Source organism: Streptomyces sp. NPDC058326 (assembly GCF_042879855.1).
Taxonomy (GTDB): domain Bacteria; phylum Actinomycetota; class Actinomycetes; order Streptomycetales; family Streptomycetaceae; genus Streptomyces.
This window is the reverse complement of the sequence record NZ_JBHVZO010000004.1, coordinates 342,410-367,993: the sequence shown is the minus strand read 5'-3', so window position 1 is coordinate 367,993 and position 25,584 is coordinate 342,410. Positions and strand designations below refer to the sequence as shown.

Here is a 25,584-nt window from a genome sequence, read left to right as displayed (position 1 = left end):
ATGATCAACACAGAGTGGTAGGGCCGGCGCGGCCCGCACCACGACTCCATACCTGAACCAACAGGAGAAGCAGTGAAGCGCAGCAAGGCTCTCCGCAGCGCGGACGCCAAGATCGACCGCGAGCGGAACTACGCTCCTCTCGAGGCCGTCCGCCTCGCGAAGGACACCGCCACCACGAAGTTCGACGGCACCGTCGAGGTCGCCTTCCGCCTGGGTGTCGACCCGCGCAAGGCCGACCAGATGGTCCGCGGCACCGTGAACCTCCCGCACGGCACCGGTAAGACCGCCCGGGTCCTGGTCTTCGCGACCGGTGACCGTGCCGAGGCCGCGATCGCCGCCGGCGCCGACATCGTCGGTTCCGACGAGCTCATCGACGAGATCTCCAAGGGCAACCGCCTGAACGAGTTCGACGCCGTGGTGGCCACCCCGGACCTCATGGGCAAGGTCGGCCGCCTCGGCCGCGTCCTCGGCCCGCGTGGTCTCATGCCGAACCCCAAGGTCGGCACCGTCACCCCCGATGTCGCGAAGGCTGTCAACGACATCAAGGGCGGCAAGATCGAGTTCCGCGTCGACAAGCACTCGAACCTGCACTTCATCATCGGCAAGGTCTCCTTCGACGAGACGAAGCTGGTCGAGAACTACGCCGCGGCTCTGGAGGAGATCCTCCGTCTGAAGCCGTCCGCCGCCAAGGGCCGCTACATCAAGAAGGCGACCCTGACGACGACGATGGGCCCCGGCATCCCGCTGGACTCCAACCGCACCCGCAACCTCCTCGTCGAGGAGGACCCGGCCGCTGTCTAGCCGGGCCGAACCCCACAGGGTTCACTGAGTGCTCAGCCGGCCCCGCACCTCTCCGGAGGTGCGGGGCCGGCTTTCTTGTTACGGTCCCGGTGATCGTAGAGACGCCGATCAGAGGGTGGGGAAGAGACATGACCAGGTCCGCTGGGAAGCGCGCGGCAGTCGTCCTGACGGCCGTGGCCGTCGTGGCGGGACTCGCGGGGTGCCAGGGCGGCGACGGAGGTGCGAAGACCGCCGCGTCCGCGTCCGCGACGCCGGGGACGCAGAGCCGGGAAGAGGCCGCGAAGGCCGTACGGGCCGCGCACACCAAGGTCGCGGCGGCCAGGAGCGCCAAGGTCGAGATGCGCGTCAGGGTGATGACACCGGCCGAAGGGCAGGGGGCGGCGGGCAGCAGCACCTTCACCGGGGTACAGGGGTGGGGCCCCTCGGTCGCGGACCTGAAGGTCACCGATTCGACGTACCTGGCCGCCGTCCCCGGCGCCCCCGCCGAGACGCGCGTGGTCACCGCCGGCGGGGCCACCTACATGGACGTGGGTGCCGAGCAGACCGCGCGGACGGGCGGCAAGCGCTGGATGAGGATCGACCTCGCGGGCGCCGCCGCGGAGGACGGACTGATCACCCAGCTGACCGCCGGCCTCGGCAGCGTGAACCAGGACCCGACCGAGGAGCTCGGTCTTCTCGCCGGGTCGTCGACGGTGAAGCACCTCGGACCCGCGAAGGGCTCCGGTCTCGCGGCGGAGATCTACGAGGGCGACCTCGCCGGAGGCAGGCACGTGGAGGTCTGGATCGGCGCGGACGGCTATCCGGCACGGATGATCGTCGAGACCGAGACCGACGAGTCGCTGATGAAGCTCACCACGGACTACTCCGACTACGGCACCGAGGCGGCCGTCCAGGCCCCGCCCGCCCAGGACACCATCGGCGTCATGGAGCTCCTCAAGAGCCTCGGCGGAGGCCGCGGTCAGGGCTGATTTGCCCCGGGCCGACCCGGTCGCGTACTCTTCCGGAGAAGCCAAAGACCGCTGGTCGTTACTGCGCCCTCAGGGTGCGGTGGCCGAAGGATTCGCTGAGACGCGAACGACCCGCGCAGGTGATTGTGGATGAGTTCCCGGATCTTCGTGATGCGGTTGAGCTGAGCCCCGAGCGCCTGCGCCGGGGCGTTTTGTTTTGTCAGCCCCTTCTGAGCGGTCCTCATCACCCGGAAGGAGGCCGACGCTCTATGGCAAGGCCCGACAAGGCTGCCGCGGTAGCCGAGCTTGAGGACCAGTTCCGCAGCTCGAACGCCGCCGTGCTGACCGAGTACCGGGGTCTCACCGTGGCGCAGCTCAAGACGCTGCGTCGTTCGCTCGGTGAGAACGCCCAGTACGCCGTGGTGAAGAACACGCTGACCAAGATTGCGGCCAACCAGGCCGGGATCACCGCGCTGGACGAGCACTTCGCTGGTCCGACCGCGGTCGCCTTCATCACCGGTGACCCGGTGGAGTCGGCGAAGAGCCTGCGTGACTTCGCCAAGGAGAACCCGAATCTCATCATCAAGGGCGGTGTCCTTGATGGCAAGGCGCTCTCCGCCGATGAGATCAAGAAGCTCGCGGACCTCGAGTCCCGCGAGGTTCTGCTCAGCAAGCTGGCCGGCGCGTTCAAGGGCAAGCAGTCTCAGGCTGCCTCGCTCTTCCAGGCGCTGCCGTCGAAGTTCGTCCGCACCGCGGAGGCGCTTCGCGTCAAGCTCGCCGAGCAGGGCGGTGCCGAGTAATTCGGCTCGCGCACTGATCCACGCCGCCTAGTGCGTGGGTCACAGCGGGCCGATACGCCCGCCTCTACATACATCCGGCACCTGCCGAATTAGTGGAAGGATCGCCCATCATGGCGAAGCTCTCTCAGGACGACCTCCTCGCCCAGTTCGAGGAGATGACCCTCATCGAGCTCTCCGAGTTCGTGAAGGCCTTCGAGGAGAAGTTCGACGTCACCGCCGCCGCGGCCGTCGCCGTCGCCGGCCCCGCCGCGGGTGGCGCTGCCCCCGAGGCCGAGGCCGAGCAGGACGAGTTCGACGTCATCCTCGAGGGTGCCGGCGACAAGAAGATCCAGGTCATCAAGGTCGTGCGCGAGCTCACCTCCCTGGGCCTCAAGGAGGCCAAGGACCTCGTCGACGGCACCCCGAAGCCGGTCCTCGAGAAGGTCGCGAAGGAGGCCGCCGAGAAGGCTGCCGAGTCCCTCAAGGCCGCCGGCGCCTCCGTCACGGTCAAGTAAGACCGTTTCGGCTCGCTGAGCTGACTCCTGCCCCCGTGTAACGCGGGAGCACCGAAAGGCGATCACCCTTGTGGGTGGTCGCCTTTCGGCGTTCCCCCGGAAGGGCGTGGCGGGGGCCCCGAGGGCCGCCGGAAGCGGAGTATGGTGATCTTCGCCGTGCGCCCCGCAGACCGGGGGGCCTTGACGAACCGCACGGAGCGCGCAATTCTCAGGACGCGTCGTCACAACGATCCGTTTCCGAGGCATGGATCGACGACCGAACGGGCAGTATCGAGGTGCGCCGCACGGCGCGAGGTAGCGCGGAGTTGAGAGCAACGAGGGTCGCGAATTATTCGCCCTGGACATCAGTGAGCCACTTGGCTACACTGACCCTTTGCGCTGCCTGTTAGCTGCCCCCTGCCCGTCACCAGGGGCATACCTTCGCATCCGCTTCGTGGACCGACCCCGTCTGACCTGGCCTTTCGGTCATCTCAGGAAAAGTCTGCCGTGAAGCTTTGCTGGGGACCGGTACGCGCGTAGTGAGTCCGAGCCCTCGGAAGGACCCCCTCTTGGCCGCCTCGCGCAACGCCTCGACCAATACGAACAACGGCGCAAGCACCGCCCCGCTGCGCATCTCCTTTGCAAAGATCAAGGAGCCCCTCGAGGTTCCGAACCTCCTCGCGCTGCAGACCGAGAGCTTTGACTGGCTGCTCGGCAACGCCGCCTGGAAGGCTCGCGTCGAGGCTGCCCTTGAGTCGGGACAGGACGTCCCCACGAAGTCCGGCCTGGAAGAGATCTTCGAGGAGATCTCGCCGATCGAGGACTTCTCCGGGTCGATGTCGCTGACCTTCCGCGACCACCGCTTCGAGCCGCCGAAGAACTCGATCGACGAGTGCAAGGACCGTGACTTCACGTACGGCGCCCCGCTCTTCGTCACCGCCGAGTTCACCAACAACGAGACCGGCGAGATCAAGTCCCAGACGGTCTTCATGGGCGACTTCCCGCTCATGACGAACAAGGGCACCTTCGTCATCAACGGCACCGAGCGTGTCGTGGTGTCGCAGCTGGTCCGTTCGCCGGGTGTCTACTTCGACTCCTCCATCGACAAGACGTCCGACAAGGACATCTTCTCCGCCAAGATCATCCCGTCCCGGGGTGCCTGGCTGGAGATGGAGATCGACAAGCGCGACCTGGTCGGTGTCCGCATCGACCGCAAGCGCAAGCAGTCCGTCACCGTCCTCCTCAAGGCTCTCGGCTGGACCACCGAGCAGATCCTCCAGGAGTTCGGCGAGTACGAGTCCATGCGCGCCACCCTGGAGAAGGACCACACCCAGGGCCAGGACGACGCGCTGCTCGACATCTACCGCAAGCTGCGTCCGGGCGAGCCGCCGACCCGTGAGGCCGCTCAGACGCTGCTCGAGAACCTCTACTTCAACCCGAAGCGCTACGACCTCGCCAAGGTCGGCCGCTACAAGGTGAACAAGAAGCTCGGCGCGGACGAGCCGCTGGACGCCGGCGTGCTCACCACCGATGACGTCATCGCCACGATCAAGTACCTGGTCAAGCTCCACGCGGGCGAGACCGAGACGATCGGCGAGAACGGCAACGAGATCGTCGTCGAGACCGACGACATCGACCACTTCGGCAACCGTCGTCTGCGCAACGTCGGCGAGCTCATCCAGAACCAGGTCCGCACGGGTCTGGCTCGTATGGAGCGCGTCGTGCGTGAGCGCATGACCACCCAGGACGTCGAGGCGATCACGCCGCAGACCCTGATCAACATCCGGCCGGTCGTCGCCTCCATCAAGGAGTTCTTCGGCACCAGCCAGCTGTCCCAGTTCATGGACCAGAACAACCCGCTGTCGGGTCTGACGCACAAGCGTCGTCTCTCGGCGCTGGGCCCTGGTGGTCTGTCCCGTGAGCGGGCCGGCTTCGAGGTCCGAGACGTGCACCCGTCCCACTACGGACGCATGTGCCCGATCGAGACCCCGGAAGGCCCGAACATCGGTCTGATCGGTTCGCTCGCCTCGTACGGCCGCGTCAACGCGTTCGGCTTCATCGAGACGCCGTACCGCAAGGTCATCGACGGCCAGGTCACCGACGAGGTCGACTACGTCACCGCCGACGAGGAGGACCGCTTCGTCATCGCGCAGGCCAACGCCGCGCTCAACGACGACATGCGGCTCACCGAGAACCGCGTCCTGGTGCGCAAGCGTGGCGGCGAGGTCGACTACGTCCTGCCGTCCGAGGTCGACTACATGGACGTCTCGCCGCGCCAGATGGTGTCGGTCGCGACCGCCATGATCCCGTTCCTCGAGCACGACGACGCCAACCGTGCCCTCATGGGCGCGAACATGATGCGTCAGGCCGTCCCGCTCATCAAGAGCGAGGCGCCGCTGGTCGGCACCGGCATGGAGTACCGCTGTGCCACCGACGCCGGCGACGTGCTCAAGGCCGAGAAGGACGGTGTCGTCCAGGAGCTGTCGGCCGACTACATCACGGTCGCCAACGACGACGGCACGTACATCACGTACCGCCTGCACAAGTTCTCGCGCTCCAACCAGGGCACCTCTGTGAACCAGAAGGTCGTCGTGGACGAGGGCGACCGCGTCATCGAGGGCCAGGTCCTCGCCGACGGACCCGCCACCGAAGACGGCGAGATGGCGCTCGGCAAGAACCTGCTCGTGGCGTTCATGCCGTGGGAGGGTCACAACTACGAGGACGCGATCATCCTGTCGCAGCGCCTCGTGCAGGACGACGTCCTCTCCTCGATCCACATCGAGGAGCACGAGGTCGACGCCCGTGACACCAAGCTCGGCCCGGAGGAGATCACCCGGGACATCCCGAACGTCTCCGAGGAGGTCCTCGCCGACCTCGACGAGCGCGGCATCATCCGTATCGGTGCCGAGGTCGTCGCCGGCGACATCCTCGTCGGCAAGGTCACGCCCAAGGGTGAGACCGAGCTGACGCCGGAGGAGCGCCTGCTCCGCGCGATCTTCGGTGAGAAGGCCCGTGAGGTCCGTGACACCTCGCTGAAGGTGCCGCACGGCGAGATCGGCAAGATCATCGGCGTCCGCGTCTTCGACCGCGAGGAGGGCGACGAGCTTCCCCCGGGCGTGAACCAGCTGGTCCGCGTCTACGTCGCCCAGAAGCGCAAGATCACCGATGGTGACAAGCTCGCCGGCCGTCACGGCAACAAGGGCGTCATCTCGAAGATCCTCCCGATCGAGGACATGCCGTTCCTCGAGGACGGCACCCCGGTCGACATCATCCTCAACCCGCTGGGTGTCCCGTCCCGAATGAACCCGGGACAGGTCCTGGAGATCCACCTCGGCTGGCTCGCCAGCCGCGGCTGGGACGTCTCCGGCCTCGCGGACGAGTGGGCGCAGCGCCTCCAGGCGATCGGCGCCGACCAGGTCGCCCCGGGCACCAACGTCGCCACCCCCGTCTTCGACGGTGCGCGTGAGGACGAGCTCGCGGGTCTGCTGAACCACACCATCCCGAACCGCGACGGCGAGCGCATGGTGCTCCCGACCGGTAAGGCGAGGCTGTTCGACGGCCGCTCCGGCGAGCCGTTCCCCGACCCGGTCTCGGTCGGCTACATGTACATCCTCAAGCTCCACCACCTGGTCGACGACAAGCTCCACGCGCGTTCGACCGGTCCGTACTCGATGATCACCCAGCAGCCGCTGGGTGGTAAGGCCCAGTTCGGTGGCCAGCGCTTCGGTGAGATGGAGGTGTGGGCGCTGGAGGCGTACGGCGCCGCTTACGCCCTCCAGGAGCTGCTGACGATCAAGTCCGACGACGTGACCGGCCGCGTGAAGGTCTACGAGGCCATCGTCAAGGGCGAGAACATCCCTGAGCCCGGCATCCCCGAGTCCTTCAAGGTGCTCATCAAGGAGATGCAGTCCCTGTGCCTCAACGTGGAGGTGCTGTCCTCGGACGGCATGTCCATCGAGATGCGCGACACCGACGAGGACGTCTTCCGCGCAGCGGAGGAGCTCGGCATCGACCTGTCCCGGCGCGAGCCGAGCAGCGTCGAAGAGGTCTGACGGGAGTGCGGTCGGGGACTCGGCGTAACGCCGCCGAGTCCCCGGCCGGCCCCAGGACCCCCGTATCAGACCCCAAGCCTTACAACCCTGAGAGGGATTGACGCATAGTGCTCGACGTCAACTTCTTCGACGAGCTCCGGATCGGTCTGGCCACCGCTGACGACATCCGTCAGTGGAGCCACGGCGAGGTCAAGAAGCCGGAGACCATCAACTACCGCACGCTCAAGCCCGAGAAGGACGGACTCTTCTGCGAGAAGATCTTCGGTCCGACCCGGGACTGGGAGTGCTACTGCGGCAAGTACAAGCGTGTCCGCTTCAAGGGCATCATCTGTGAGCGGTGTGGCGTCGAGGTCACCCGCGCGAAGGTGCGCCGTGAGCGGATGGGCCACATCGAGCTCGCCGCTCCCGTCACCCACATCTGGTACTTCAAGGGCGTCCCGTCGCGTCTTGGCTACCTGCTCGACCTCGCCCCGAAGGACCTCGAGAAGGTCATCTACTTCGCGGCGTACATGATCACGTACGTCGACGACGAGCGTCGTACGCGTGACCTGCCCTCGCTGGAGGCGCACGTCTCCGTCGAGCGTCAGCAGATCGAGAACCGTCGCGACTCCGACCTGGAGGCCCGCGCCAAGAAGCTCGAGAACGACCTCGGCGAGCTGGAGGCCGAGGGCGCCAAGGCCGACGTGCGCCGCAAGGTGCGCGAGGGCGCCGAGCGTGAGATGAAGCAGCTGCGCGACCGTGCGCAGCGCGAGATCGACCGTCTGGACGAGGTCTGGTCGCGCTTCAAGAACCTCAAGGTCCAGGACCTGGAGGGCGACGAGCTCCTCTACCGCGAGCTGCGTGACCGCTTCGGCACGTACTTCGACGGTTCGATGGGTGCGGCCGCTCTGCAGAAGCGTCTCGAGTCCTTCGACCTGGAGGAGGAGGCCGAGCGCCTCCGCGAGATCATCCGTACCGGCAAGGGCCAGAAGAAGACCCGTGCGCTCAAGCGCCTCAAGGTCGTCTCCGCGTTCCTGCAGACCGCGAACAGCCCCAAGGGCATGGTTCTCGACTGCGTGCCGGTCATCCCGCCGGACCTGCGTCCGATGGTGCAGCTGGACGGTGGCCGCTTCGCGACCTCCGACCTGAACGACCTGTACCGCCGTGTGATCAACCGCAACAACCGCCTCAAGCGTCTCCTTGACCTCGGTGCCCCCGAGATCATCGTGAACAACGAGAAGCGGATGCTGCAGGAGGCCGTCGACGCGCTGTTCGACAACGGCCGCCGCGGTCGCCCGGTGACCGGTCCCGGCAACCGCCCGCTGAAGTCCCTGAGCGACATGCTCAAGGGCAAGCAGGGTCGTTTCCGTCAGAACCTTCTCGGCAAGCGTGTGGACTACTCCGCGCGTTCCGTGATCGTCGTCGGTCCGCAGCTGAAGCTGCACCAGTGCGGTCTGCCGAAGGCCATGGCCCTGGAGCTCTTCAAGCCGTTCGTGATGAAGCGCCTGGTCGACCTGAACCACGCGCAGAACATCAAGAGCGCCAAGCGGATGGTCGAGCGCGGCCGCACGGTCGTGTACGACGTCCTCGAAGAGGTCATCGCCGAGCACCCGGTTCTGCTGAACCGTGCGCCCACGCTGCACCGCCTCGGCATCCAGGCCTTCGAGCCCCAGCTGGTCGAGGGCAAGGCCATCCAGATCCACCCGCTCGTCTGCACCGCGTTCAACGCGGACTTCGACGGTGACCAGATGGCCGTGCACCTGCCGCTCTCCGCGGAGGCGCAGGCCGAGGCCCGCATCCTGATGCTGTCCTCGAACAACATCCTGAAGCCCGCCGACGGCCGTCCGGTCACGATGCCGACCCAGGACATGGTCCTCGGTCTGTTCTTCCTGACCACCGACGGTGAGCTCCGTGACACCAAGGGCGAGGGCCGCGCGTTCGGCTCCACGGCCGAGGCGATCATGGCGTTCGACGCCGGCGAGCTCGCTCTGCAGTCGCAGATCGACATCCGCTTCCCCGTCGGCACCGTCGCTCCCCGTGGCTGGGTTCCCCCGGTCACCGAGGAGGGCGAGCCGGAGTGGCAGCAGGGTGACTCGTTCCGCCTGCGTACGTCCCTGGGCCGCGCGCTCTTCAACGAGCTGCTGCCCGAGGACTACCCCTTCGTCGACTACTCCGTCGGCAAGAAGCAGCTCTCCGAGATCGTCAACGACCTCGCCGAGCGCTACCCCAAGGTCATCGTGGCGGCGACGCTCGACAACCTGAAGGCGGCGGGCTTCTACTGGGCGACCCGTTCCGGTGTCACCGTGGCCATCTCCGACGTCGTCGTGCCCGAGGCCAAGAAGGCCATCGTCAAGGGCTACGAGGAGCAGGACGAGAAGGTCCAGAAGCAGTACGAGCGCGGTCTCATCACGAAGGAAGAGCGCACTCAGGAGCTCATCGCGATCTGGACCAAGGCGACCAACGAGGTTGCCGAGGCGATGAACGCGAACTTCCCGAAGACGAACCCCATCTTCATGATGGTCGACTCGGGTGCCCGAGGAAACATGATGCAGATGCGCCAGATCGCGGGTATGCGTGGTCTGGTGTCGAACGCCAAGAACGAGACGATCCCGCGTCCCATCAAGGCGTCCTTCCGTGAGGGCCTCACCGTTCTGGAGTACTTCATCTCCACGCACGGTGCCCGTAAGGGTCTGGCGGACACCGCCCTGCGTACCGCCGACTCGGGTTACCTGACCCGTCGTCTGGTGGACGTCTCGCAGGACGTGATCATCCGCGAGGAGGACTGTGGCACCGAGCGCGGTCTGAAGCTGCGGATCGCCGAGCGCGGCGCCGACGGCGTCCTGCGGAAGACGGACGACGTCGAGACCTCCGTGTACGCGCGGATGCTCGCCGAGGACGTCGTCGTCGACGGCAAGGTCATCGCGCCGGCCAACGTCGACCTGGGTGACGTGCTCATCGACGCCCTGCTCAACGCGGGCGTCGAGGAGGTCAAGACCCGTTCGGTCCTGACCTGTGAGTCCGCCGTCGGTACCTGTGCGTTCTGCTACGGCCGTTCGCTCGCCACCGGCAAGCTGGTCGACATCGGTGAGGCGGTCGGCATCATCGCCGCCCAGTCCATCGGTGAGCCCGGTACCCAGCTGACGATGCGTACCTTCCACACCGGTGGTGTGGCCGGTGACGACATCACCCAGGGTCTGCCCCGTGTCGTCGAGCTCTTCGAGGCTCGTCAGCCCAAGGGTGTCGCCCCGATCTCGGAGGCGGCCGGCCGCGTCCGTATCGAGGAGACCGAGAAGACCAAGAAGATCGTCGTCACCCCGGACGACGGCACCGACGAGACGGCGTTCCCGATCTCGAAGCGTGCCCGTCTGCTCGTGGGCGAGGGCGACCACGTCGAGGTGGGCCAGAAGCTCACCGTGGGTGCCACCAACCCGCACGACGTGCTGCGGATCCTCGGTCAGCGCGCGGTCCAGATCCACCTGGTCGCCGAAGTCCAGAAGGTCTACAACTCGCAGGGCGTGTCGATCCACGACAAGCACATCGAGATCATCATCCGGCAGATGCTGCGCCGTGTGACGATCATCGAGTCCGGCGACGCGGAGCTGCTGCCGGGCGAGCTCGTCGAGCGCTCGAAGTTCGAGACCGAGAACCGTCGTGTGGTCACCGAGGGCGGTCACCCCGCCTCCGGCCGTCCGCAGCTGATGGGTATCACCAAGGCCTCGCTGGCGACGGAATCCTGGCTGTCGGCCGCCTCCTTCCAGGAGACGACCCGAGTCCTGACGGACGCGGCGATCAACGCCAAGTCCGACAGCCTCATCGGCCTCAAGGAGAACGTCATCATCGGTAAGCTCATCCCGGCCGGTACGGGTCTGTCCCGCTACCGCAACATCCGGGTCGAGCCGACCGAGGAGGCCAAGGCCGCGATGTACTCGGCCGTCGGCTACGACGACATCGACTACTCGCCGTTCGGCTCGGGCTCCGGCCAGGCCGTTCCGCTGGAGGACTACGACTACGGTCCGTACAACCAGTAAGTAGTGCGAGACCGAAGGGCGGTCACCCCGGAGACGGGGTGGCCGCCCTTCGGCGTTCACCTGGCGGCGAGCTCCCACACCGCCGCGAGTGCTCCGGCGCTCGCGGCGAGCGCGAGGATGCTGGTCAGTGGCCAGCGGGCGCGTTCGAGGGCGTCGAGGCGGGCCTCGTGGTCCGCGAGCTGCCGGTCGGTCTGGTCGCTGCGCTGGACGAGCAGGGCGAGCGCGCCGTCGACGCGGGCGAAGCCGGCCTCCAGGGTGCCGCGGAGCCGCTCCAGTTCGAGGGCGACGGCCACGGGGTCGTTCGGGTCAGGCTCGGTCATCGGCACCGTCCCCGGCCGGGGCGCTGCGGAGCCAGGACGGCAGCAGGTGCTGCACCACGTCGAGGGCCATCACGCGGGTGAGAGCGCCGGCGACGGCCAGGGCCCCCGCGACCCAGGGGAGGGTCTCGGGGACGCCGGAGGCGTCGACGATCGCGGGGAGCACGACGGCGATGCCGACGGCGGACTGGAGGACGGTACGGGCCGTGCGCTTGGCGGCTTCGGACATCGGAGGTTCTGCCTTCCTGCGGGGTTACGGGGCTTTCGTGTACGGGACCTTCAGGGCGCTCCAGGAGGCGGCGCCGGGGATGCCGTCGGCGTCGGAGCCGCGGAAGCCGAGCTTGCGCTGCCATCGCGCGTAGCTGAGCCGGTCGGCCTCGCTCCAGCGGGGGCCGGGGCCGACGGTGTACGCGGAGCAGCCCTCGGCGACGAGTCGGCGGCCCATGGCCGTGATGACGGGGGAGCTCGTCTCCGCGCGGAAGAACGAGGTGCCCGGGAACGGCTGGAGGCGGGGCGCGGCCGGCTTCCCGCTGCCGGGGGCGGGCTTGGCGGGGGCCTTGCCGAGCCGGGTCTGGACGCGGCCGCGGAGGGCCGGCATGCCGAAGCCCTTGGGGTCGCTCTTCCAGTCGGACCACTCCAGGTGGCCGATGACGGACCTGGCACCCCAGCCGTGGGCCCGGCACAGGGCGGCGGAGACCCGTTCGATGGCGTCGAGCTGGGCGGCCGGCCAGGGGTCGCGGCCGTTGCCGAGGTTGACGCACTCGAAGCCGTAGAACCGGGAGTTGCCGTCGACGGCGCCGGGGCTGCCCTGGTGGACGCGGGGGGCCGGGGGCCGGTCGCCGTACGTCTCGGTGATCACGGCCTGGAGGACGGACGGGTCGCCGCCGCCGGCGTGGTTGGCGCGGCCGCCGCCGACGAGGTGGACGGTGCCGTCCTTGGCGATGACGCCGTGGCAGAGCGGTCCGGGGAGGCCCTCGTAGCCGTTGAAGCACATCTCGACGGAGGAGGCGGTGCCGGTGCTGACGGTGTGATGGATCATCACGCCGGCGACCGGGCCCCAGGCGCCGGCGTGGTTGCGGTGGTGGGTGCGCCAGCCGGGGTGTTCGACGACGGTGACGCCTTCGGCGCGGAGCGCGGCGGCGAGCCGGTCCGCGGAGAGGGGAGTGGCCATCTGGTGTCCTCCGGACATGAAAAACGCCCGCGGCGGTGGGGTGCCGGGCGGGCAGGCGGGTGGGGTGTGGGCTTACGGTGCGGGGTCCGGCGCGGGCTCCGGCTCCGGTGCCGGCTCCGGCTCCTGCTCCTGCTCCGGTGCCGGCTCGGGTGCCGGGGCCGGGGCCCAGGCCGCGCAGAGGGACGCGGCGGCCGTACGGCGGAGCTCGAAGTCGGCGAGCGCGGCGGCGACGGCCCGCTGGACGGCGGCCGGGTCGGGCTGCGCCGGACCTCCGGGCGTCGGAGGGACGATGACCAGGCCGTAGCCGCGCAGCGCCGCGCCGTTCTGGCCGCTCTCGTTGATCTGGGCGGTGACGTACACCGACGGGTATTCGCCGGTCAGCGAGTCGGGTTCCAGCGGACCGCCGAGCGTGTTGTCGTACAGGCGGACGGCGAGTGTGTGTCCGCTCTCCGTGACGGTGCCGCGGCCCGCGTAGTCGATGGCCAGGCCCCAGGGCTGGTTCGGGTCCGGGATCATGGGGGCTCCTCTCCGGGGATGGTGGGGGACGGGTCAGCTCTGGAAGCCGTGCATCATGACCGGCTGGGCGTAGACGGTGCCGGAGGCGCTGGTGACCATGGCCTGGATCTCGACCGACATGTTCTGACCGAAGCGGCCCTGCATGTCGGTGGTGACCAGGGCGGTGTGGTCGAAGGTGGAGCCGGCGGCGACGGGCTGGCCGAACGCCGCACCGTCGACGAGGACCCGCACCTGGCCGGTGGCTCCGCCGGAGGCCTTGGTGTACGCGTACAGCCGCATCCGGGGCTGCCAGATCGGGTTGACGGACCGGGCGATCGTGGTCCAGGCCGTCGCGGTGGTGGACGGCCACTGCGCGAGGGCGAGGGACTGGGGCGGGAGCATCGGCAGCCAGGGCCGGGCGAGACCGCCGGTCACCACGTCGTCCGAGATGATCTCGTGGCCGTAGGCGTCGTGGATCCGCAGCACCGGCTTGGACGAGTCGGGGCCGCTGCTGTTGAGCTGGAAGACGGTGACGGCCGTGCTCGGGTCGTCGGGATCGGGCTGCCGCTTCACGGTGAGCGAGCCGTTGACGATCTCGGTGAGTGGCGGGCGGGTGTTCACGGCCGTGGACAGGGCCTGGATCCGGCGCTCCATCTGGATCAGCCGGTCGATGATGTCCTCGGGCAGCAGGGCCATCAGGCCTCCTCGAGTGAGAGCTCGGCGGTGTCGGGGCGGCCGCGCTGGGCCGGCTGGACCTTGACGCCGACGATGCGGTAGCGGGCGTCGAGCCCCGACGGATGCCATTCGTCGGTGATCCGGACACGGGCGGTGCGGCCGAGGAGCGCCGGCGGGACGATCCCGGCGAGCCGGATGGTGATCTGGGGGATCAGCACGGACCCCGCCGCCTCGACGACGGCGGCCCTGGCCAGCGAGTTCAGCGTCGCCTTGTCGCTGATCTCGTTGTGGTCCGAGGACAGGTCGAGCTTCGGCCACTCCTCGGCGAGCTCCGCCGCGATCTCGTCGGACAGCGTCGGCCGGGACTCGGCGGCGGCGTTGTTGTTGGCCGAGGCGCCACGGGCCAGGGCGTGCGTGCCGCCGCGGGTGGCGTCGTCGGGGAAGGAGTACGTCAGGATGGTGCCGGGGCGGTCGAAGATCATGTCGGTCGCGCCGGTACGGATCTTGGGCCGGCCGAGCCGGAGCCGGCGGATCCGCCGGCCGTCGCCCGGATCGCGGTAGACCAGGATCTGGTACTCGAAGCCGTTCGTCTGGGCGCCCAGCTGGTCGAGCGCCTCCTGGAACACGGTCTCGTCGCCGTGCCGCCAGGAGACCGTCCGCAGGACGCCCGACAGCTCCTCCTCGTCGGCCTCGACGCCGCTGAGCTTCAGTCCGCGCCCGAGCTCCGACCAGAGGCGGCGGGCGATCACCAGTTGGTCCGTCGGCTGGGTGTACTTGATGTCGTCGGTGCGGATGCGGCGCCGGGCCGCGTACGAGTCGAAGGTGGCGGCCTGGATGCCCAGGGTCAGTACCCCGCGCTCGCTGCTCTGGAGCGTGGTGGTCCAGATGATGCCGCCCCACCACAGGTCTCCGCCGCGCTCCAGATAGACCGCGGTGCGGCCCGGACGGATCTTGTGCGCCCGGTCGGCGATGGCCCGGTCGGGGATGGGGACGGTGCCGGACAGGGAGCCCGGCCTGCCGATGTAGTCCTCGAACGAGACGTCCCGCAGCGGCAGGATGTCGAGGGTCGTGTCGCTGAGGAGATCGCAGAATATGGCCCGGTAGGGCGTGTCGAGTGCCATGGGGCAGCCCCTTACAGGACGTAGGTCGCGGAGATGCGCACGTGCCGGCCGGCGACGAGGGCGCCGCTGGAGGACCAGGTGCGCAGGTTGACCTGTCCGTTGGTCCAGATGTTGGCGCCGCCGTCGCCGAAGCCGTCGCAGGCGGACGCCTCGTAGTCGATGGCCGGGCGCCAGCCGGCGGGCAGGGTGCACAGCGGCTCGTCGTTGATGTTGCCTGCGGCGTCGGCGTGGATGGTGGCGCCGTTGCGGGTGACGGTGACGAGGACGGTCGCCAGGCCGCGGGAGCGTCGGGCGGAGAAGCCGATCACCGTCCAGCCGGTCAGCGCGGTCGCGCCGCTGGTGGTGGTCTCCACCTCCACCGGCGGCTGGTAGTTCGCCCAGGAGGTGCCGTTCCAGCGCTGGAGCGTGCCGTTGTTGTCGCGGAACTGGCCGGGGTAGCCGCCGGTGGAGAGGGAGCCGCTGGGGGCGATGCCGCCGATCTCCTTCGGGTACGCGACCCAGGCGGCGCCGTTCCAGCGCTGGAGGTAGTGGGTGTTGTCGTTGTCCTGGTACTGGCCCGGATAGGAACCGGGCACGCCCGCGTTGTTGTAGACGGGCAGGATGCCGCCCACCCCGACGAGGGTGGTGCGCAGGTCCGTCATGGCTCCGCCCGCCCAGTCGATGCCGCCGGTGCCCGCCGAGGCCCCGGCCTTCACCTTGACCGAGAAGAGGACGAGGGAGAGCGGCGGCGCGGCCGGGGCGACCGGCTGTGCCTTCGGCTCGCCCCTCACGATCTCGAGAGCGGCCTCGCTCCTGGTCAGATGGTCGAACTGGTCGTCGTACACCCGCAGGACGACGAGGTCGACGCGGGGGTTGAGCGCGTCACCGTCGCCGAAGGTGAGGACGGTGTCCTCGTCGAGGGTGACGGGGTAGGCGCCCTGGGCGTTCGGGCCCTGGACGACGGCGCGCCCGGCGTGGACGGTCGCGGTCATCGGACCGCTGGAGCTCATCCACAGGCCGCCGACCCGGTACGCGCCGTCGACCGTGCCGGGCAGGATGCCCGAGCGCGAGGCGAGCGGGCCGGTCGGGGTGGTGGCGCCGTGGGCGGTGAGCCGGGTGGTGACACGGGTCTGTCCGGTCGGCGGGAGCCAGCCGCTGCGCAGTGCCATGGTTCTCTCCTGTCGGTGGGTGGATCCGGTGTCAGGCCTGCGGGTCGACGCGGATGAAGGTGTTGTCGAAGCCGGCCTTGAGGCCGGCGGAGTTGGTGTTGATCTTGAAGAAGGCGGTGAACGTGTAGCTCAGGCCCGGGGTCAGCCCGGACAGGCGTCGCATGGCGGAGACCGAGACCGTGGTGTCGCTCGCGACGATCGCGGCGTACTCGTCGTTGAGGTCGTTGACGACCGTGGTGCCCTGGGTGAGCCTGAGCGCCATGAACCCGTAGTGGGTGTCGGCCGACTTCATGCGGGCGCCGAAGGTGACGAGGACGGCCTTCGACGGCGGGGCGACGAAGGTGAGCGTGAGCGGGTTGGTGGCGCGGGCCACCAGCGTCGAGGTGTACGTGGTCGACGTGGTGTCGCCGTAGTCGGAGTTGTCGGCGTAGTACGGGCCGGTGACGGCCGGCACCCACGCCGAACCGTTCCAGCGCTGGAGCTGGCCGCCCACCGTGTCGCGGTACTGGCCGGTGTAGCTGGCCGGTGTGGTCGACGCGGAGGACGGGATGATGCCGCCGAGTGCCGACGGGTACGAGACCCAGGCACCGCCGTCCCAGCGCTGGAGCGCACCGCCCGCGTCCTGGTACTGGCCGGGGTAGGCGCCGGGCTGCACCGGGCCCTCGACCGGGAGGATGCCGCCGAGGGAGACGACCGGGGTGCGCAGGTCCTTGAGCGAGCTGTCCCACGGGATGCCGCCGTTGCCCGCACTCACGCCGGCCGGGACCAGCACCTCGTACAGCGGGAGGCAGCGTGCCGGGACGAGCGGGGCCTTCGGGTCCTGCTCCGGGACGCCCTGGATGATCTCGACCGTGGCCTCGGTGCGCTCGGAGGAGTCGTACAGGTTGTCGTAGATCCTCAGGACGAGCAGGTCGACGCGGTTGTACTGGGCGTTGCCCGGCGCGAAGGTGACGACCTCGGAGGCCGGCAGGGTCACCGGGTAGACGCCCTGCGCGATGTCGCCCTGGATGACGGCCCGGCCCTCGGAGACGGTCGCCGACATGGCGGCGGAGCCGAAGGTCCAGAAGCCGGACAGGCGGTACTGGCCGTCGTACGAGCCGGGCAGGATGCCCGAGCGGACCTGGACGGGGTTGGCCATGGTGGTGACACCGGTCTGGGTGAGCCGGGTGTCCTCGCGGGTCTGGCCGGTCTCGGCGACCCAGCTGCTGCGCAGGTTCATGGGAATCTCCAATGCGGATGAGCGGGAGGAAGGGCGGGGGTCAGGACCTGATCCACTCGGCCGAGAGGTTGCAGGAGTAGCCGGACCCGCCGAGGGTGCGGACCGTGCCGGTGTGCGTCTGGTAGGCGGCGAGCTGGACGGTGTTGCCGGCGAAGAGCTTGACCAGCCCCTGGCCGCCGACGGTGACGGCACCGGGGCCGGCCGGCGCGAGCCAGGTCATCCGGGGGACGCCGACCCCGCCGACGATGACCCGTGCGCCGCGCATGCCGGTGGAGGCGTCGTTGATCCAGGCGGTGTGGGCGGAGACCCGCCACCAGCCGGTGCGCGGCACGGTGAAGGTGTTGGTCCCGTTCCAGCCGTTGAAGTCGTCGATGTCGACGTTCTGGAGGGTGACCGGGGTCCATTCGCCGGCCGGGACGGACTGGAGCGCCGTCTGCGAGGCGCTGAACAGGATGGTCGCCCTGCCCTCGGCGTACTGCCAGGCCGTGCCGTCCCAGCGCTGCAGGACTCCGGCGTTGTCGCGGTACTGGCCGACGTAGCCGCCGGTCGTCAGCGTGCCGTGGGGTGCGATGCCGCCGATCGGCTTGGCGTACGACACCCAGGTCGTGCCGTCCCAGCGCTGGAGCAGTCCGGCGACGTCCCGGTACTGGCCGACGTACGCGCCCTTGAAGCCGCTGGCGGGGATGATCCCGCCCAGGGCGACGACCGGCCAGTGCTGGGTGGTGACCGCGCCGGTCGTCCAGCCCACGCCGCCGGTGCCCGCCGAGGTGCCCTTGGGCACGCGGACCGTGTAGAGGGGGAGCGTGCTGCCGGGGCCGCTCGGCGGGGCGACGGGTGTGGCCCCCGGCTCGCCCTCGACCAGGCGCACCACGGCCGCCGTGGTGCCGGTCCGGTCGAAGGTGTCGTCCACGACGGCCAGTTCGATCAGGTCGATCCGGTCGTACTGCGGGTCGCCGTCCGTGAGCGTGAACGTCTCCGGAGCGGTGACGGCGACGAGATAGGCGCCCTGGGCGGTGTCCTTGCCCTGGACGACCGCCCGCCCGGTGCCGATGGCGCACTGCATGGGCGAGCTGCCGGTCAGGACGAAGCCGCCCGGTACGATCCCCGACCGCGAGCGCAGCGGGGTCTCCTGGGCGCTCTGGCCGCTGGGGGTGAGCAGGGCGGCGAGGGTCAGGCGGGTGTCCTCGCGGGTCTGGCCGGTGGGCTGGAGCCAAGCGGCGCGTACGGTCATGGGTCACCTCTCCGAAGGGGGCGGGTCGGGATGGTCGATGCGGAGGAACCGCCGCCGGCCGGCGGTCGAGGCTGGGGTGCGACGTGTGGCGTACGGGCCGGCGTGCGGCGCGTGGCGAACCGGTCGGCGTGCAGCGCATGGCGTACGGGTCGGCGTGCGGCGCTTGGCGTACGGGTCGGCGGTCGAGGCCGGGGTGCGACGCTTGGCGTCCGGGCCCGGCGGTCGAGGCCGGCCGGTGGCGGTCGGGCGCGGGTGGTCAGTGCGCGGCGGTCACCACTCGGCGCTGCGCCACCGCACGGTCATCAGCGCGTCCGCGGTGCCCTCCTCGGGCCGGAAGGACAGCCCGGTGCGGCCGGGGTCGAGCACGAACAGCTCCTCCGGGGTGGAGTCGGCCATCGCGGTGTGCAGGCGGGAGGCGGAGTTGTTGAGCATGACCGTGCCCGCGCGCGTGTCGACGGTCAGCTCGTCGCCCGCGGCCAGGTCGATCGCGTACCGCAGCCGCCGCCTGCTGATCCGCTCGGTCACGGCCGGCATGGAGCACGGGCCGCGGAAGACGATCACCGGGTGGGCCGGAGCCGAACCGGTGTTCTCGACGACGGCCTCACCGGTGCTCTTCGCCTCGCCCCAGTCGAGGGGCCACGTCAGCCCGTCCGGCAGCCAGTTCAGCCCGGACTCCGGCTGTGGGGGAGTGGTCGTGGCGGTCTGCTCGTTCACGGCGTAGCGGCGCGGGTCGGTGGCCAGCCACTGGACCGACATGCGCGAGCTGCCCTGGGTGGCGAAGCCCTGGTCGGCGGGGACCACGCGCTGCGCGATCCGGGCACGGACGGTCAGCAGTTCGCCGTGCAGACGGACGGTCAGCCACCGCTCCTCGTCGAGGAGGGCGAGGGACTGCCGCAGCGCGCGGACCGCCTCGGCCGTGCCGCCGTACTCCGGCATCAGCACGATCGTGCCGCCGACCTTGCGCGGCTTGGCGAACCGGGCGCCCGGCCAGGCGCCGTGGGAGGTGGGACGGTCGGCGTCGGACGAGTCGTACTCGGGCAGGTCCTCCCAGCCCGAGAGGCCGGACTTGTCGACGGCGAAGGGAGTGCCGGGACCTATGAGGAGCCCGGCCCACTGCATCTGCCCGTCCTGGGTGATGAGCGAGCCGGGCGCGAGGTCGGCGATGTAGGAGTTTCCGGCGTACGGGGTCGTGGTCTCGGCCATGGGGCCGTCACCTCACTCGGTTTGGGGTCAGCGGTGGGCGGTCGCGAGGAAGAGCAGGTCCTCGGCGGTCGACCGGGGGCCGGCGCCGGGCTCCTCGTGGAAGTCCCGGACGTGGTGCGGCTTCGGTAGCGGCTCGGTGAGGGCCGGGACGCGGCGGTTCTCCAGCTGGGAGAGCGAGTCGATGCGGTAGTCGTCCGGGGAACCGGGCGAGACGATGCCGCCCTCCGCGAGCATCGGGAGCTTGTCGAGCTCGACGCCGAACTTCTTGCCGGTGAGGGGGATCTCGAAGCTGAGCTCGTTGAGCCCGTCGATGATCCAGTTGGCGAAGGCGATGAGGCCGTTGATCGGTCCCTTGACGACCCCGAGCACCGCGCTCAGCGCGCCCTTGACCATGTCGCCGATGCCGCTCAGGGACTTGCCCACCGCGTCCTTGGCGGTGCGGAAGAAGCCGGGGATCCTGTCGGTGATCCAGTCGACGACGGGCCGGACGGCGTTCTTGATGCCGCCGATGGTGCGGGAGGCGATGCCGCGCAGTGCGTTGCTGGCAGAGCGGACGGCGGAACCGATCTTGGAGATCCCTCCGATGGCCGATCCGACGATCCTGAGCGCGGTCTTGAAGACGGTCAGGTACGCCTTGACGTACGTGCCGATGGCCGTGCCGAGGAGCTTCATGACCGGCTGGATGAACTTCCAGACCGCCTGGAAGCCCTTCAGGGCCTGCTGGAAGACCTGTCTGGTGATCCGCCGGCCGGTCTCGGAGTTGACGGCCAGTTCGATGAGGTACGCGGCGACGGGCACGATCAGGCCGACGAGGAAGCCGAGCGGGTTGGCCCGCATGGCGACGTTGATGCCTGTCATGGCGACCGATGCGATGGTCATGACGGTGCCGAAGGTGCCCATCATCGTCGAGATGACGTCCGTGACGGGCAGCAGCGGCAGGAGGAGACCGAGGGCGACCCCGGCGCCGGTCCCGATCTTGCGGGCGGTGGTACGGGCCTTGCCGGCGGCGGTGCCGATCCGCTTGACGCCCGCGGGGGCGGTGGAGCGGCGGATCCTGGTCATGGCGGTGGCGGCGCCGGAGGCGTTCTGCCCGAGGGTGCGCAGCGGGGTTCCGGCGCTCCGGGCCGCGGTGGCGAGGGCGCCGGCACCGCTCGCCGCGCGCCGGACGCCCTGCCGGAGGTTCTTCAGGGAGCCGTTCGCCCCGATCAGCCCCTGCCGCAGGGTGCCCATCGGCGCGACGGCCACGCGGAAGTTCGGCATGACCGCGAGTGCGGCACTCATGCCCGCGCTCCACGCGCCTTCACGAGGTACATCAGGGCGGCCGCGGTCGCGTGCGGGTCACTGCCCCGGGCCGCGTGGTAGTGCTCGATGTGGAGCCCGGCGCCCGCGCCCTGCCCGCCGCCCTGCGCCAGGCGGGCGCGGCGGGCGGTGGTCGCGAGCAGCCGGTCCAGCTTGGAGAGCGGAAGGACGGCCTCGGCCTCGCCGGCCTCGGCGAGGATCGCCGGGACACCGCCGGTGCGCGGCATGACGACACCACCGGTGGCGAGCATGGGGATGGTCGGCAGATTGACGCCGAAGGTCTTGCCGCCGACGACCGGGACCCAGCCGGGGACGCTGACCTTGACCCGGTTGAGGCTGCCGATCATCCCGTTGATCAGGCGGATGACGGCGTTGATCGGGGTCTTGACGCCGTCCTTGATGCCGTTGAAGGCGCGGGACGCGATGTCCTTGAGGCCGTTCCAGACCGAGGACATCTTGTCCTTGACGGCGCTGAACGCCTTCGGGATCGCGCTCTTGATCCAGTTGACCACCGGCGTGATGACGGCCTTGATGCCGTTCCACACCGAGCTGATCACGCTCTTGATCGCCTTCATCACCGTGGTGATGACCGTCTTCCAGATCTTCACGTAGGTCTTGATGACGGTCGCGACGGCCTTGACGACGGTGGAGATGGCCTTCTTGATGCCGTTCCAGACCGACTTGATCAGGCTGCCGGCCTTCTTCATGATCGGCCCGACGGCCTTCATGACCGAGCTGATCACGGTCTTGATGGCGCTGAACGCCTTCTTCAGGACCGTCTGCATCGTCTTCGAGCGAAGCGCCATCTCGACGATCGTCTCGATGAGCGGCATGAAGAGTTCGAGCAGCCGGACCAGGAAGTTGCCCTTCATGGACTTGTTGAGCTTGTCCTGGCCCTTGGCCGCCTTGCCGGCGCCGGACTCGTACTTGGAGAGCTTGCCGCCGGCCGACTGAGCGGTGGTGCCGGCCTTCTTCATGGCGCGCTCGGCCTGGTCCGAGGCCGTCCTGAGGTTCTTGAGCTGGCCGGTGGAGCCCTGCGCGGCGGTCTTGAGGTTCTTGAGCTGACCGTTCGCCGCCCTGCCGGCGTCGCCGACCTTCTTGACCGCGGTGCCGGCGCCGGACGCCTGGGACTTGAGGTTGCCGAGACCGCTGGACGCGTTCTTCAGGTTTCTGATGAGGGACATGGTTCTACCTCCTTTCGGGGTGGGGTGGGATCAGGCGCTCGCGGGGGCGCCGCCGCCCATCTCGCTGTTGAGGTCGCGGACGGCCTCCGCGAAGGCGCGCATCCTCCCGGAGAGGGTTCCGGTGTGCTGGGCGAGGTCCTTGGCGGCGTTGGCCGCGTTCTGGAAGGTGGCCACCTTGGGGACCTTGTCCACGTCGAGGCCGTCCATGGCGAGCTTGAGCTTCCCGACGGCGTCGGCGAACTTCTTGGTCTTCTTGGGGTCCGAGTTCCGCACGGCGCCGTTGATCTTGCCCATGCCGCTGGAGACCAGGGGCATCCGCTCGTGGTCGACGGTTGCCACCGCGTCGGCGATCTTCTTGACGGCGGTCGCCGCCTTCTCCGCCTGGCTCACGCTCGGGATCTTGCGCAGGTTGCTCTTGAAATCGGGGGCTTGCGTGTTGAACGTCCGCAGCTCCGGGTTCAGCTTCTCGAGCTGCGTGCGCAGGCCGTCGAAGTTCGCCGTCTCCGGGATGGAGGCCATGCCGCCGCCGGCGTTCCGCTCACGCTCCTGGATCTCGCCCTTGGTGAGGCGCTCGAACCCCTTCTGGTTCTCCTTGGTGACGTAGGCCTTACCGGTCATGGCGATCTGGAGGGCCCGGAAGCCTTCGAGGATCACCCTCCGGAAGACGATCACCAGGGCGCCGATGGCCAGCGGTACGAAGATGCCCGCGATCGCCCACCCGACGTACTTCCACTTGTCCTCGTGGCCCTCGTGGAGCTTCTCGACGGCGGCGCCGACCCCGTCGAGCCCGAAGGCCTCGAAGAGCTCGGAGGACACCTCTTTGTGGAGCTCCTTGTACATCTCCTCGAACTTGCCGATGAAGCCCATCGGCAGGTGCTTCTCCAGGATCTCCTCGGTGACGATCCTGGGATGGACGGCGATGAGGGCGTTCTTGAAGTCGGAGACGAGCGTGGTGACGGGCTTTCCCTGGACCTCCTTCGTGTCGTCCTCGGGGTCGGGAATCCTCCGCAGGCTGGTCTTGGTGGAATGTGTGCCGTCGAGCAGCGCCGCCCTCAGCTTTTCGAGGTCGTCGGCGACGTCGTCGATCGTCTTTCCCATGGGTTACTCCGCTTCCGGCCGGTGACGGCCAAGCGCCGAAAAGCCCCCGCCGCAGGGAGATCGGCAGGGGCTCGTTCGTCTGGGGCAGCGGGAGGCGGCTAGGCGTCCTCGTCCCGGCGGGATCCGCGGCGCGCCGTCGTGAGGGCGTCGTTCCAGCCCGCCGTGTACGCGAGGGTCTCGCGGCGGGTGACCTCGGCGTACAGCGTGCCGAGCAGCGCTCTCTTGTCGAGGGCGACGGGTCCGTCGAGGAGCTGGCGGAGGCGGTCGTGGAGCGGTGTGTGCGGTCGCGATGCCTCGGCCTGCTGGGTCATGGACGCCTGCCTTCCCGTTGCTTGCCCGTGCGTGTGTGGCGGCGCCGCGGAGTGAGGAGCGAGCGGGGGCACCACGTGTTCGAACTACTGTGCGAACAGAGTGTGGAACATCTGTTCGAGGTTTGTCGAGCGGGAAACATCTGACGGCGCGTCTTCTGGTGTCTCGTCCGAACGCGCTGACGTCTGATCAGAGCTTCTGTTCGACCGGGTAACCTGGAAGACGCTCTCCGGACCGGACCACTCCGGGGCGCGGGGGCGCGAGGGGCGCGCGGGGACCCCAGGGGGCTGGAAGGCAGTACTGACGCATGGACACCGAGCCCGGAGCCGACCGTCGGGAGCGAGTCGTCGACTGGCTCGCGTCCCACCCCGATCTGCCCCATCTCTTCGCACGGCTCTCCGAGCTCGTCCTCGTCCACGGGTACCCCACCGAGGACCTCGTCGTGCTGCCCCGGAGCGAGGTCGACCGCCGGGAGACAGCCGCGTTCACCGCCGGCTGGGCCGAAGCCGTGTCGGACGAACTCCCGCGCATACGAAGGGAGTACGAGCGACGCGTCGCCGACGCCTACACCCAGGGGCAGGGTGACGCGCGTGGAATCCGCCGCCCCGAGCGACGCCTCGCCGCCAGACAGGACGGTGCCCGGGTCATCGCGCTGCCCTTCGCCCGGCTCCTCGAACCGCCGGCCGCCGTGGTCGAGGCCGAGGAGCGGGTACGCAGGGAACGCGAGCTGTTCGATCAGCGCCCCGAACCGGAGCCGGCGGCCGCCGCTCCCGAGCCCGCTCCCGAGCCCGAACCCGAGCACGCGCACGAGAGGGAGTCCGGGCCGCAGTCGGAGCCGGACGTCCTCGTCACCGCCCAGGAGAGCCGTACCCGCAGGAACGCCCAGCCCGTACGGAAGGTCGTCCGCGGAAAGGGCGGGCGTCCGATCGTCCCGCCGCTGGCCGGCGCACCCGCGACCGGCGGCGACCGCCGAGCCGCCGAGCCGGCCGACTCCACCGGAGCGGAGGCGCGCGGGGGCCGGCGGGGCCGGCTCTCCGAACGGGCCAGGGCCCTGGAGGAGGAGCTGACCTCCGAGCGAGCACGGGAAGCGCCCCCGGAGTCCGCTCCCTGACGGGAACGGGCTCCGGGGGCCGTGGGGGTGCGGTTCGCCGGCTTCAGCCGAAGAACCGGGCGAGCTGCCCGGGGGAGACCTCGGGGGTCTCCGCCCCGGGGGAGCGCCGCCCCTCTCCTTCGGCCGCCTCGTCCTCGTCCTCGCCCTCGTCTTTGGTCGCCGGACGGGGTACGGGCGCGGGCGGCTCGGGCTGGTCGCCGTCCTCGGACGCGTTGACGCACTGGAACATCCAGTTCGAGACGGCCAGATGGTCCACCGCCGCAGCCAGGAGGTGATCGGTGACCGACCACTCGGCGGCCTCGCCGTGGAGCTCCCGCTGCAGGGCGCTGTCCCGCGGCAGATGCTTGATCAGCGCCAGGACCCGCCTGCTGGAGAGCGTCTCGCGGTGCCAGTCGAGGAGGTCGACCCCGTAATAGCGGATGAAGTCCGCCTCAAGGGCCTCGGCGTGTTCGTCAACGAACTCGACGAGGCTCAGTCTTCCCCCAGGCCGAGCCCGGTCTCCTTGCCGTAGGCCTCCAGGATGGCGGCGATGTCCTGCATGGTGACCTCGTGCTGCTCGAAGCGGTGGAACTGCTCCTCACCCATCAGGAGTGCGAGCAGGCCGTCCACGTCGTTGTCGTCGAGCTTGCGCAGCCCCTTGGCGGTGGCGCGGCTCAGCTCCGTCGGAAGGGTGTAGGACTCGCCGTCCAGCTCGAAGGACCACTTGCGGCCGTGGGCCTCCTGGCGCTGGGCGCGCGCGGCGTTGACGTCGAAACGGGCCATGGTGATGCGTACTCCTTGATTCGGGTGACGGAAGGAAGAAGGAGGAGAGGGGCGGGGGGGGGGGGGGGGGCCCCCCCCCCCCGCCCGCCGGGGGGGGGGGGATTACACCGCGGGCGGGGATGCGGTAGGTACAATATTTTATTGGCACACTGGGGTCGAAG

23 protein-coding genes are annotated in these 25,584 nt (G+C 69.4%); 7 read left to right on the top strand and 16 right to left on the bottom strand.

All coding sequences use genetic code 11. From position 1 onward, the window contains the following. Positions 1–72 precede the first annotated feature (72 nt). The 6 genes from rplA (at position 73) to ACFVYX_RS10370 (ending at position 11,080) form a co-directional block, all read left to right on the top strand. A complete protein-coding gene (gene rplA, locus ACFVYX_RS10395; protein WP_073810254.1) occupies positions 73–801 on the top strand; it encodes a 50S ribosomal protein L1 in 729 nt (242 codons plus the stop codon). Between the two features lie 128 nt (positions 802–929). After that, entirely contained in the window at positions 930–1,769 is an 840-nt protein-coding gene (locus tag ACFVYX_RS10390; protein WP_389680908.1) for a hypothetical protein, read from the top strand. Positions 1,770–2,017: 248 nt separating this feature from the next. Next, entirely contained in the window at positions 2,018–2,548 is a 531-nt protein-coding gene (gene rplJ / locus ACFVYX_RS10385; RefSeq protein WP_053646191.1) for a 50S ribosomal protein L10, read from the top strand. 110 nt (positions 2,549–2,658) lie between these two features. Continuing rightward, positions 2,659–3,042, top strand: coding sequence for a 50S ribosomal protein L7/L12 (gene rplL / locus ACFVYX_RS10380; protein WP_148005755.1), 384 nt, complete (start codon positions 2,659–2,661; stop codon positions 3,040–3,042). A 548-nt stretch (positions 3,043–3,590) separates the two neighbouring features. Then, a complete protein-coding gene (gene rpoB / locus ACFVYX_RS10375) occupies positions 3,591–7,073 on the top strand; it encodes a DNA-directed RNA polymerase subunit beta (protein WP_384108007.1) in 3,483 nt (1,160 codons plus the stop codon). A gap of 107 nt (positions 7,074–7,180) precedes the next feature. Next, entirely contained in the window at positions 7,181–11,080 is a 3,900-nt protein-coding gene (locus ACFVYX_RS10370) for a DNA-directed RNA polymerase subunit beta' (protein WP_389680907.1), read from the top strand. A gap of 56 nt (positions 11,081–11,136) precedes the next feature. Here ACFVYX_RS10370 and ACFVYX_RS10365 read toward each other — a convergent pair whose 3' ends face one another. The 14 genes from ACFVYX_RS10365 to ACFVYX_RS10300 all read right to left on the bottom strand — a co-directional run bounded on the left by ACFVYX_RS10365 (position 11,137) and on the right by ACFVYX_RS10300 (position 23,552). Beyond that, on the bottom strand, positions 11,137–11,400 hold the full coding sequence (locus tag ACFVYX_RS10365) for a hypothetical protein (RefSeq protein ID WP_389680906.1): 264 nt from the start codon (positions 11,398–11,400) through the stop codon (positions 11,137–11,139). Beyond that, positions 11,387–11,626 carry a hypothetical protein gene (locus ACFVYX_RS10360; protein ID WP_389680905.1) on the bottom strand — a complete coding sequence of 80 codons (240 nt, stop codon included), beginning with the start codon at positions 11,624–11,626 and terminating at the stop codon, positions 11,387–11,389. Before ACFVYX_RS10360 ends, ACFVYX_RS10365 begins: the two co-directional genes overlap by 14 nt. 24 nt (positions 11,627–11,650) lie before the next feature. Next, positions 11,651–12,568, bottom strand: coding sequence for a peptidoglycan-binding protein (locus tag ACFVYX_RS10355; protein ID WP_389680904.1), 918 nt, complete (start codon positions 12,566–12,568; stop codon positions 11,651–11,653). A 72-nt stretch (positions 12,569–12,640) separates the two neighbouring features. Beyond that, positions 12,641–13,084, bottom strand: coding sequence for an ATP-binding protein (locus tag ACFVYX_RS10350; protein ID WP_389680903.1), 444 nt, complete (start codon positions 13,082–13,084; stop codon positions 12,641–12,643). Between the two features lie 33 nt (positions 13,085–13,117). After that, entirely contained in the window at positions 13,118–13,759 is a 642-nt protein-coding gene (locus ACFVYX_RS10345) for a hypothetical protein (protein WP_389680902.1), read from the bottom strand. Then, positions 13,759–14,859 carry a hypothetical protein gene (locus ACFVYX_RS10340; RefSeq protein ID WP_389680901.1) on the bottom strand — a complete coding sequence of 367 codons (1,101 nt, stop codon included), beginning with the start codon at positions 14,857–14,859 and terminating at the stop codon, positions 13,759–13,761. The genes ACFVYX_RS10345 and ACFVYX_RS10340 overlap by 1 nt, the downstream gene beginning before the upstream one ends. 11 nt (positions 14,860–14,870) lie before the next feature. Further along, positions 14,871–16,007: a hypothetical protein gene (locus ACFVYX_RS10335; RefSeq protein WP_389680900.1), complete on the bottom strand. Its 1,137-nt coding sequence runs from the start codon at positions 16,005–16,007 to the stop codon at positions 14,871–14,873. Between the two features lie 31 nt (positions 16,008–16,038). After that, complete coding sequence (locus ACFVYX_RS10330) at positions 16,039–17,226, bottom strand: hypothetical protein (protein ID WP_389680899.1); 1,188 nt, start codon at positions 17,224–17,226, stop codon at positions 16,039–16,041. 40 nt (positions 17,227–17,266) lie between these two features. Continuing rightward, entirely contained in the window at positions 17,267–18,457 is a 1,191-nt protein-coding gene (locus ACFVYX_RS10325) for a hypothetical protein (protein ID WP_389680898.1), read from the bottom strand. A 270-nt stretch (positions 18,458–18,727) separates the two neighbouring features. Beyond that, positions 18,728–19,660, bottom strand: a complete 933-nt coding sequence (locus tag ACFVYX_RS10320; RefSeq protein WP_389680897.1) for a phage distal tail protein — start codon at positions 19,658–19,660, stop codon at positions 18,728–18,730. Positions 19,661–19,687: 27 nt separating this feature from the next. Then, positions 19,688–20,941: a tape-measure protein gene (locus tag ACFVYX_RS10315; protein ID WP_389680896.1), complete on the bottom strand. Its 1,254-nt coding sequence runs from the start codon at positions 20,939–20,941 to the stop codon at positions 19,688–19,690. Further along, complete coding sequence (locus ACFVYX_RS10310) at positions 20,938–22,143, bottom strand: phage tail protein (protein WP_389680895.1); 1,206 nt, start codon at positions 22,141–22,143, stop codon at positions 20,938–20,940. Before ACFVYX_RS10310 ends, ACFVYX_RS10315 begins: the two co-directional genes overlap by 4 nt. Before the next feature lie 30 nt (positions 22,144–22,173). After that, a complete protein-coding gene (locus ACFVYX_RS10305) occupies positions 22,174–23,241 on the bottom strand; it encodes a hypothetical protein (RefSeq protein WP_389680894.1) in 1,068 nt (355 codons plus the stop codon). Positions 23,242–23,339: 98 nt separating this feature from the next. Beyond that, the gene (locus ACFVYX_RS10300; RefSeq protein WP_389680893.1) at positions 23,340–23,552 is read right to left on the bottom strand and encodes a hypothetical protein; all 213 of its coding nucleotides are present in this window, start codon (positions 23,550–23,552) and stop codon (positions 23,340–23,342) included. Positions 23,553–23,857: 305 nt separating this feature from the next. Between ACFVYX_RS10300 and ACFVYX_RS10295 the strand changes: the two genes are divergently transcribed. Next, positions 23,858–24,661: a hypothetical protein gene (locus tag ACFVYX_RS10295; protein WP_389680892.1), complete on the top strand. Its 804-nt coding sequence runs from the start codon at positions 23,858–23,860 to the stop codon at positions 24,659–24,661. Between the two features lie 43 nt (positions 24,662–24,704). Here ACFVYX_RS10295 and ACFVYX_RS10290 read toward each other — a convergent pair whose 3' ends face one another. Both ACFVYX_RS10290 and ACFVYX_RS10285 read right to left on the bottom strand, forming a co-directional pair. Next, complete coding sequence (locus tag ACFVYX_RS10290) at positions 24,705–24,917, bottom strand: hypothetical protein (RefSeq protein ID WP_389680891.1); 213 nt, start codon at positions 24,915–24,917, stop codon at positions 24,705–24,707. A 215-nt stretch (positions 24,918–25,132) separates the two neighbouring features. Further along, the gene (locus tag ACFVYX_RS10285) at positions 25,133–25,423 is read right to left on the bottom strand and encodes a hypothetical protein (RefSeq protein WP_389680890.1); all 291 of its coding nucleotides are present in this window, start codon (positions 25,421–25,423) and stop codon (positions 25,133–25,135) included. Positions 25,424–25,584 lie beyond the last annotated feature (161 nt).

What these genes read in the sequence shown, in the direction of transcription:
- ACFVYX_RS10390 (WP_389680908.1), top strand. Translation starts at nt 930, where the DNA reads ATGACCAGGTCCGCTGGGAAGCGCGCGGCAGTCGTCCTGACGGCCGTG.
- rplJ (WP_053646191.1), top strand. Translation starts at nt 2,018, where the DNA reads ATGGCAAGGCCCGACAAGGCTGCCGCGGTAGCCGAGCTTGAGGACCAG.
- rplL (WP_148005755.1), top strand. Translation starts at nt 2,659, where the DNA reads ATGGCGAAGCTCTCTCAGGACGACCTCCTCGCCCAGTTCGAGGAGATG.
- ACFVYX_RS10365 (WP_389680906.1), bottom strand. Translation starts at nt 11,400, where the DNA reads ATGACCGAGCCTGACCCGAACGACCCCGTGGCCGTCGCCCTCGAACTG.
- ACFVYX_RS10360 (WP_389680905.1), bottom strand. Translation starts at nt 11,626, where the DNA reads ATGTCCGAAGCCGCCAAGCGCACGGCCCGTACCGTCCTCCAGTCCGCC.
- ACFVYX_RS10355 (WP_389680904.1), bottom strand. Translation starts at nt 12,568, where the DNA reads ATGGCCACTCCCCTCTCCGCGGACCGGCTCGCCGCCGCGCTCCGCGCC.
- ACFVYX_RS10350 (WP_389680903.1), bottom strand. Translation starts at nt 13,084, where the DNA reads ATGATCCCGGACCCGAACCAGCCCTGGGGCCTGGCCATCGACTACGCG.
- ACFVYX_RS10345 (WP_389680902.1), bottom strand. Translation starts at nt 13,759, where the DNA reads ATGGCCCTGCTGCCCGAGGACATCATCGACCGGCTGATCCAGATGGAG.
- ACFVYX_RS10340 (WP_389680901.1), bottom strand. Translation starts at nt 14,859, where the DNA reads ATGGCACTCGACACGCCCTACCGGGCCATATTCTGCGATCTCCTCAGC.
- ACFVYX_RS10335 (WP_389680900.1), bottom strand. Translation starts at nt 16,007, where the DNA reads ATGGCACTGCGCAGCGGCTGGCTCCCGCCGACCGGACAGACCCGTGTC.
- ACFVYX_RS10330 (WP_389680899.1), bottom strand. Translation starts at nt 17,226, where the DNA reads ATGAACCTGCGCAGCAGCTGGGTCGCCGAGACCGGCCAGACCCGCGAG.
- ACFVYX_RS10325 (WP_389680898.1), bottom strand. Translation starts at nt 18,457, where the DNA reads ATGACCGTACGCGCCGCTTGGCTCCAGCCCACCGGCCAGACCCGCGAG.
- ACFVYX_RS10320 (WP_389680897.1), bottom strand. Translation starts at nt 19,660, where the DNA reads ATGGCCGAGACCACGACCCCGTACGCCGGAAACTCCTACATCGCCGAC.
- ACFVYX_RS10315 (WP_389680896.1), bottom strand. Translation starts at nt 20,941, where the DNA reads ATGAGTGCCGCACTCGCGGTCATGCCGAACTTCCGCGTGGCCGTCGCG.
- ACFVYX_RS10310 (WP_389680895.1), bottom strand. Translation starts at nt 22,143, where the DNA reads ATGTCCCTCATCAGAAACCTGAAGAACGCGTCCAGCGGTCTCGGCAAC.
- ACFVYX_RS10305 (WP_389680894.1), bottom strand. Translation starts at nt 23,241, where the DNA reads ATGGGAAAGACGATCGACGACGTCGCCGACGACCTCGAAAAGCTGAGG.
- ACFVYX_RS10300 (WP_389680893.1), bottom strand. Translation starts at nt 23,552, where the DNA reads ATGACCCAGCAGGCCGAGGCATCGCGACCGCACACACCGCTCCACGAC.
- ACFVYX_RS10295 (WP_389680892.1), top strand. Translation starts at nt 23,858, where the DNA reads ATGGACACCGAGCCCGGAGCCGACCGTCGGGAGCGAGTCGTCGACTGG.
- ACFVYX_RS10285 (WP_389680890.1), bottom strand. Translation starts at nt 25,423, where the DNA reads ATGGCCCGTTTCGACGTCAACGCCGCGCGCGCCCAGCGCCAGGAGGCC.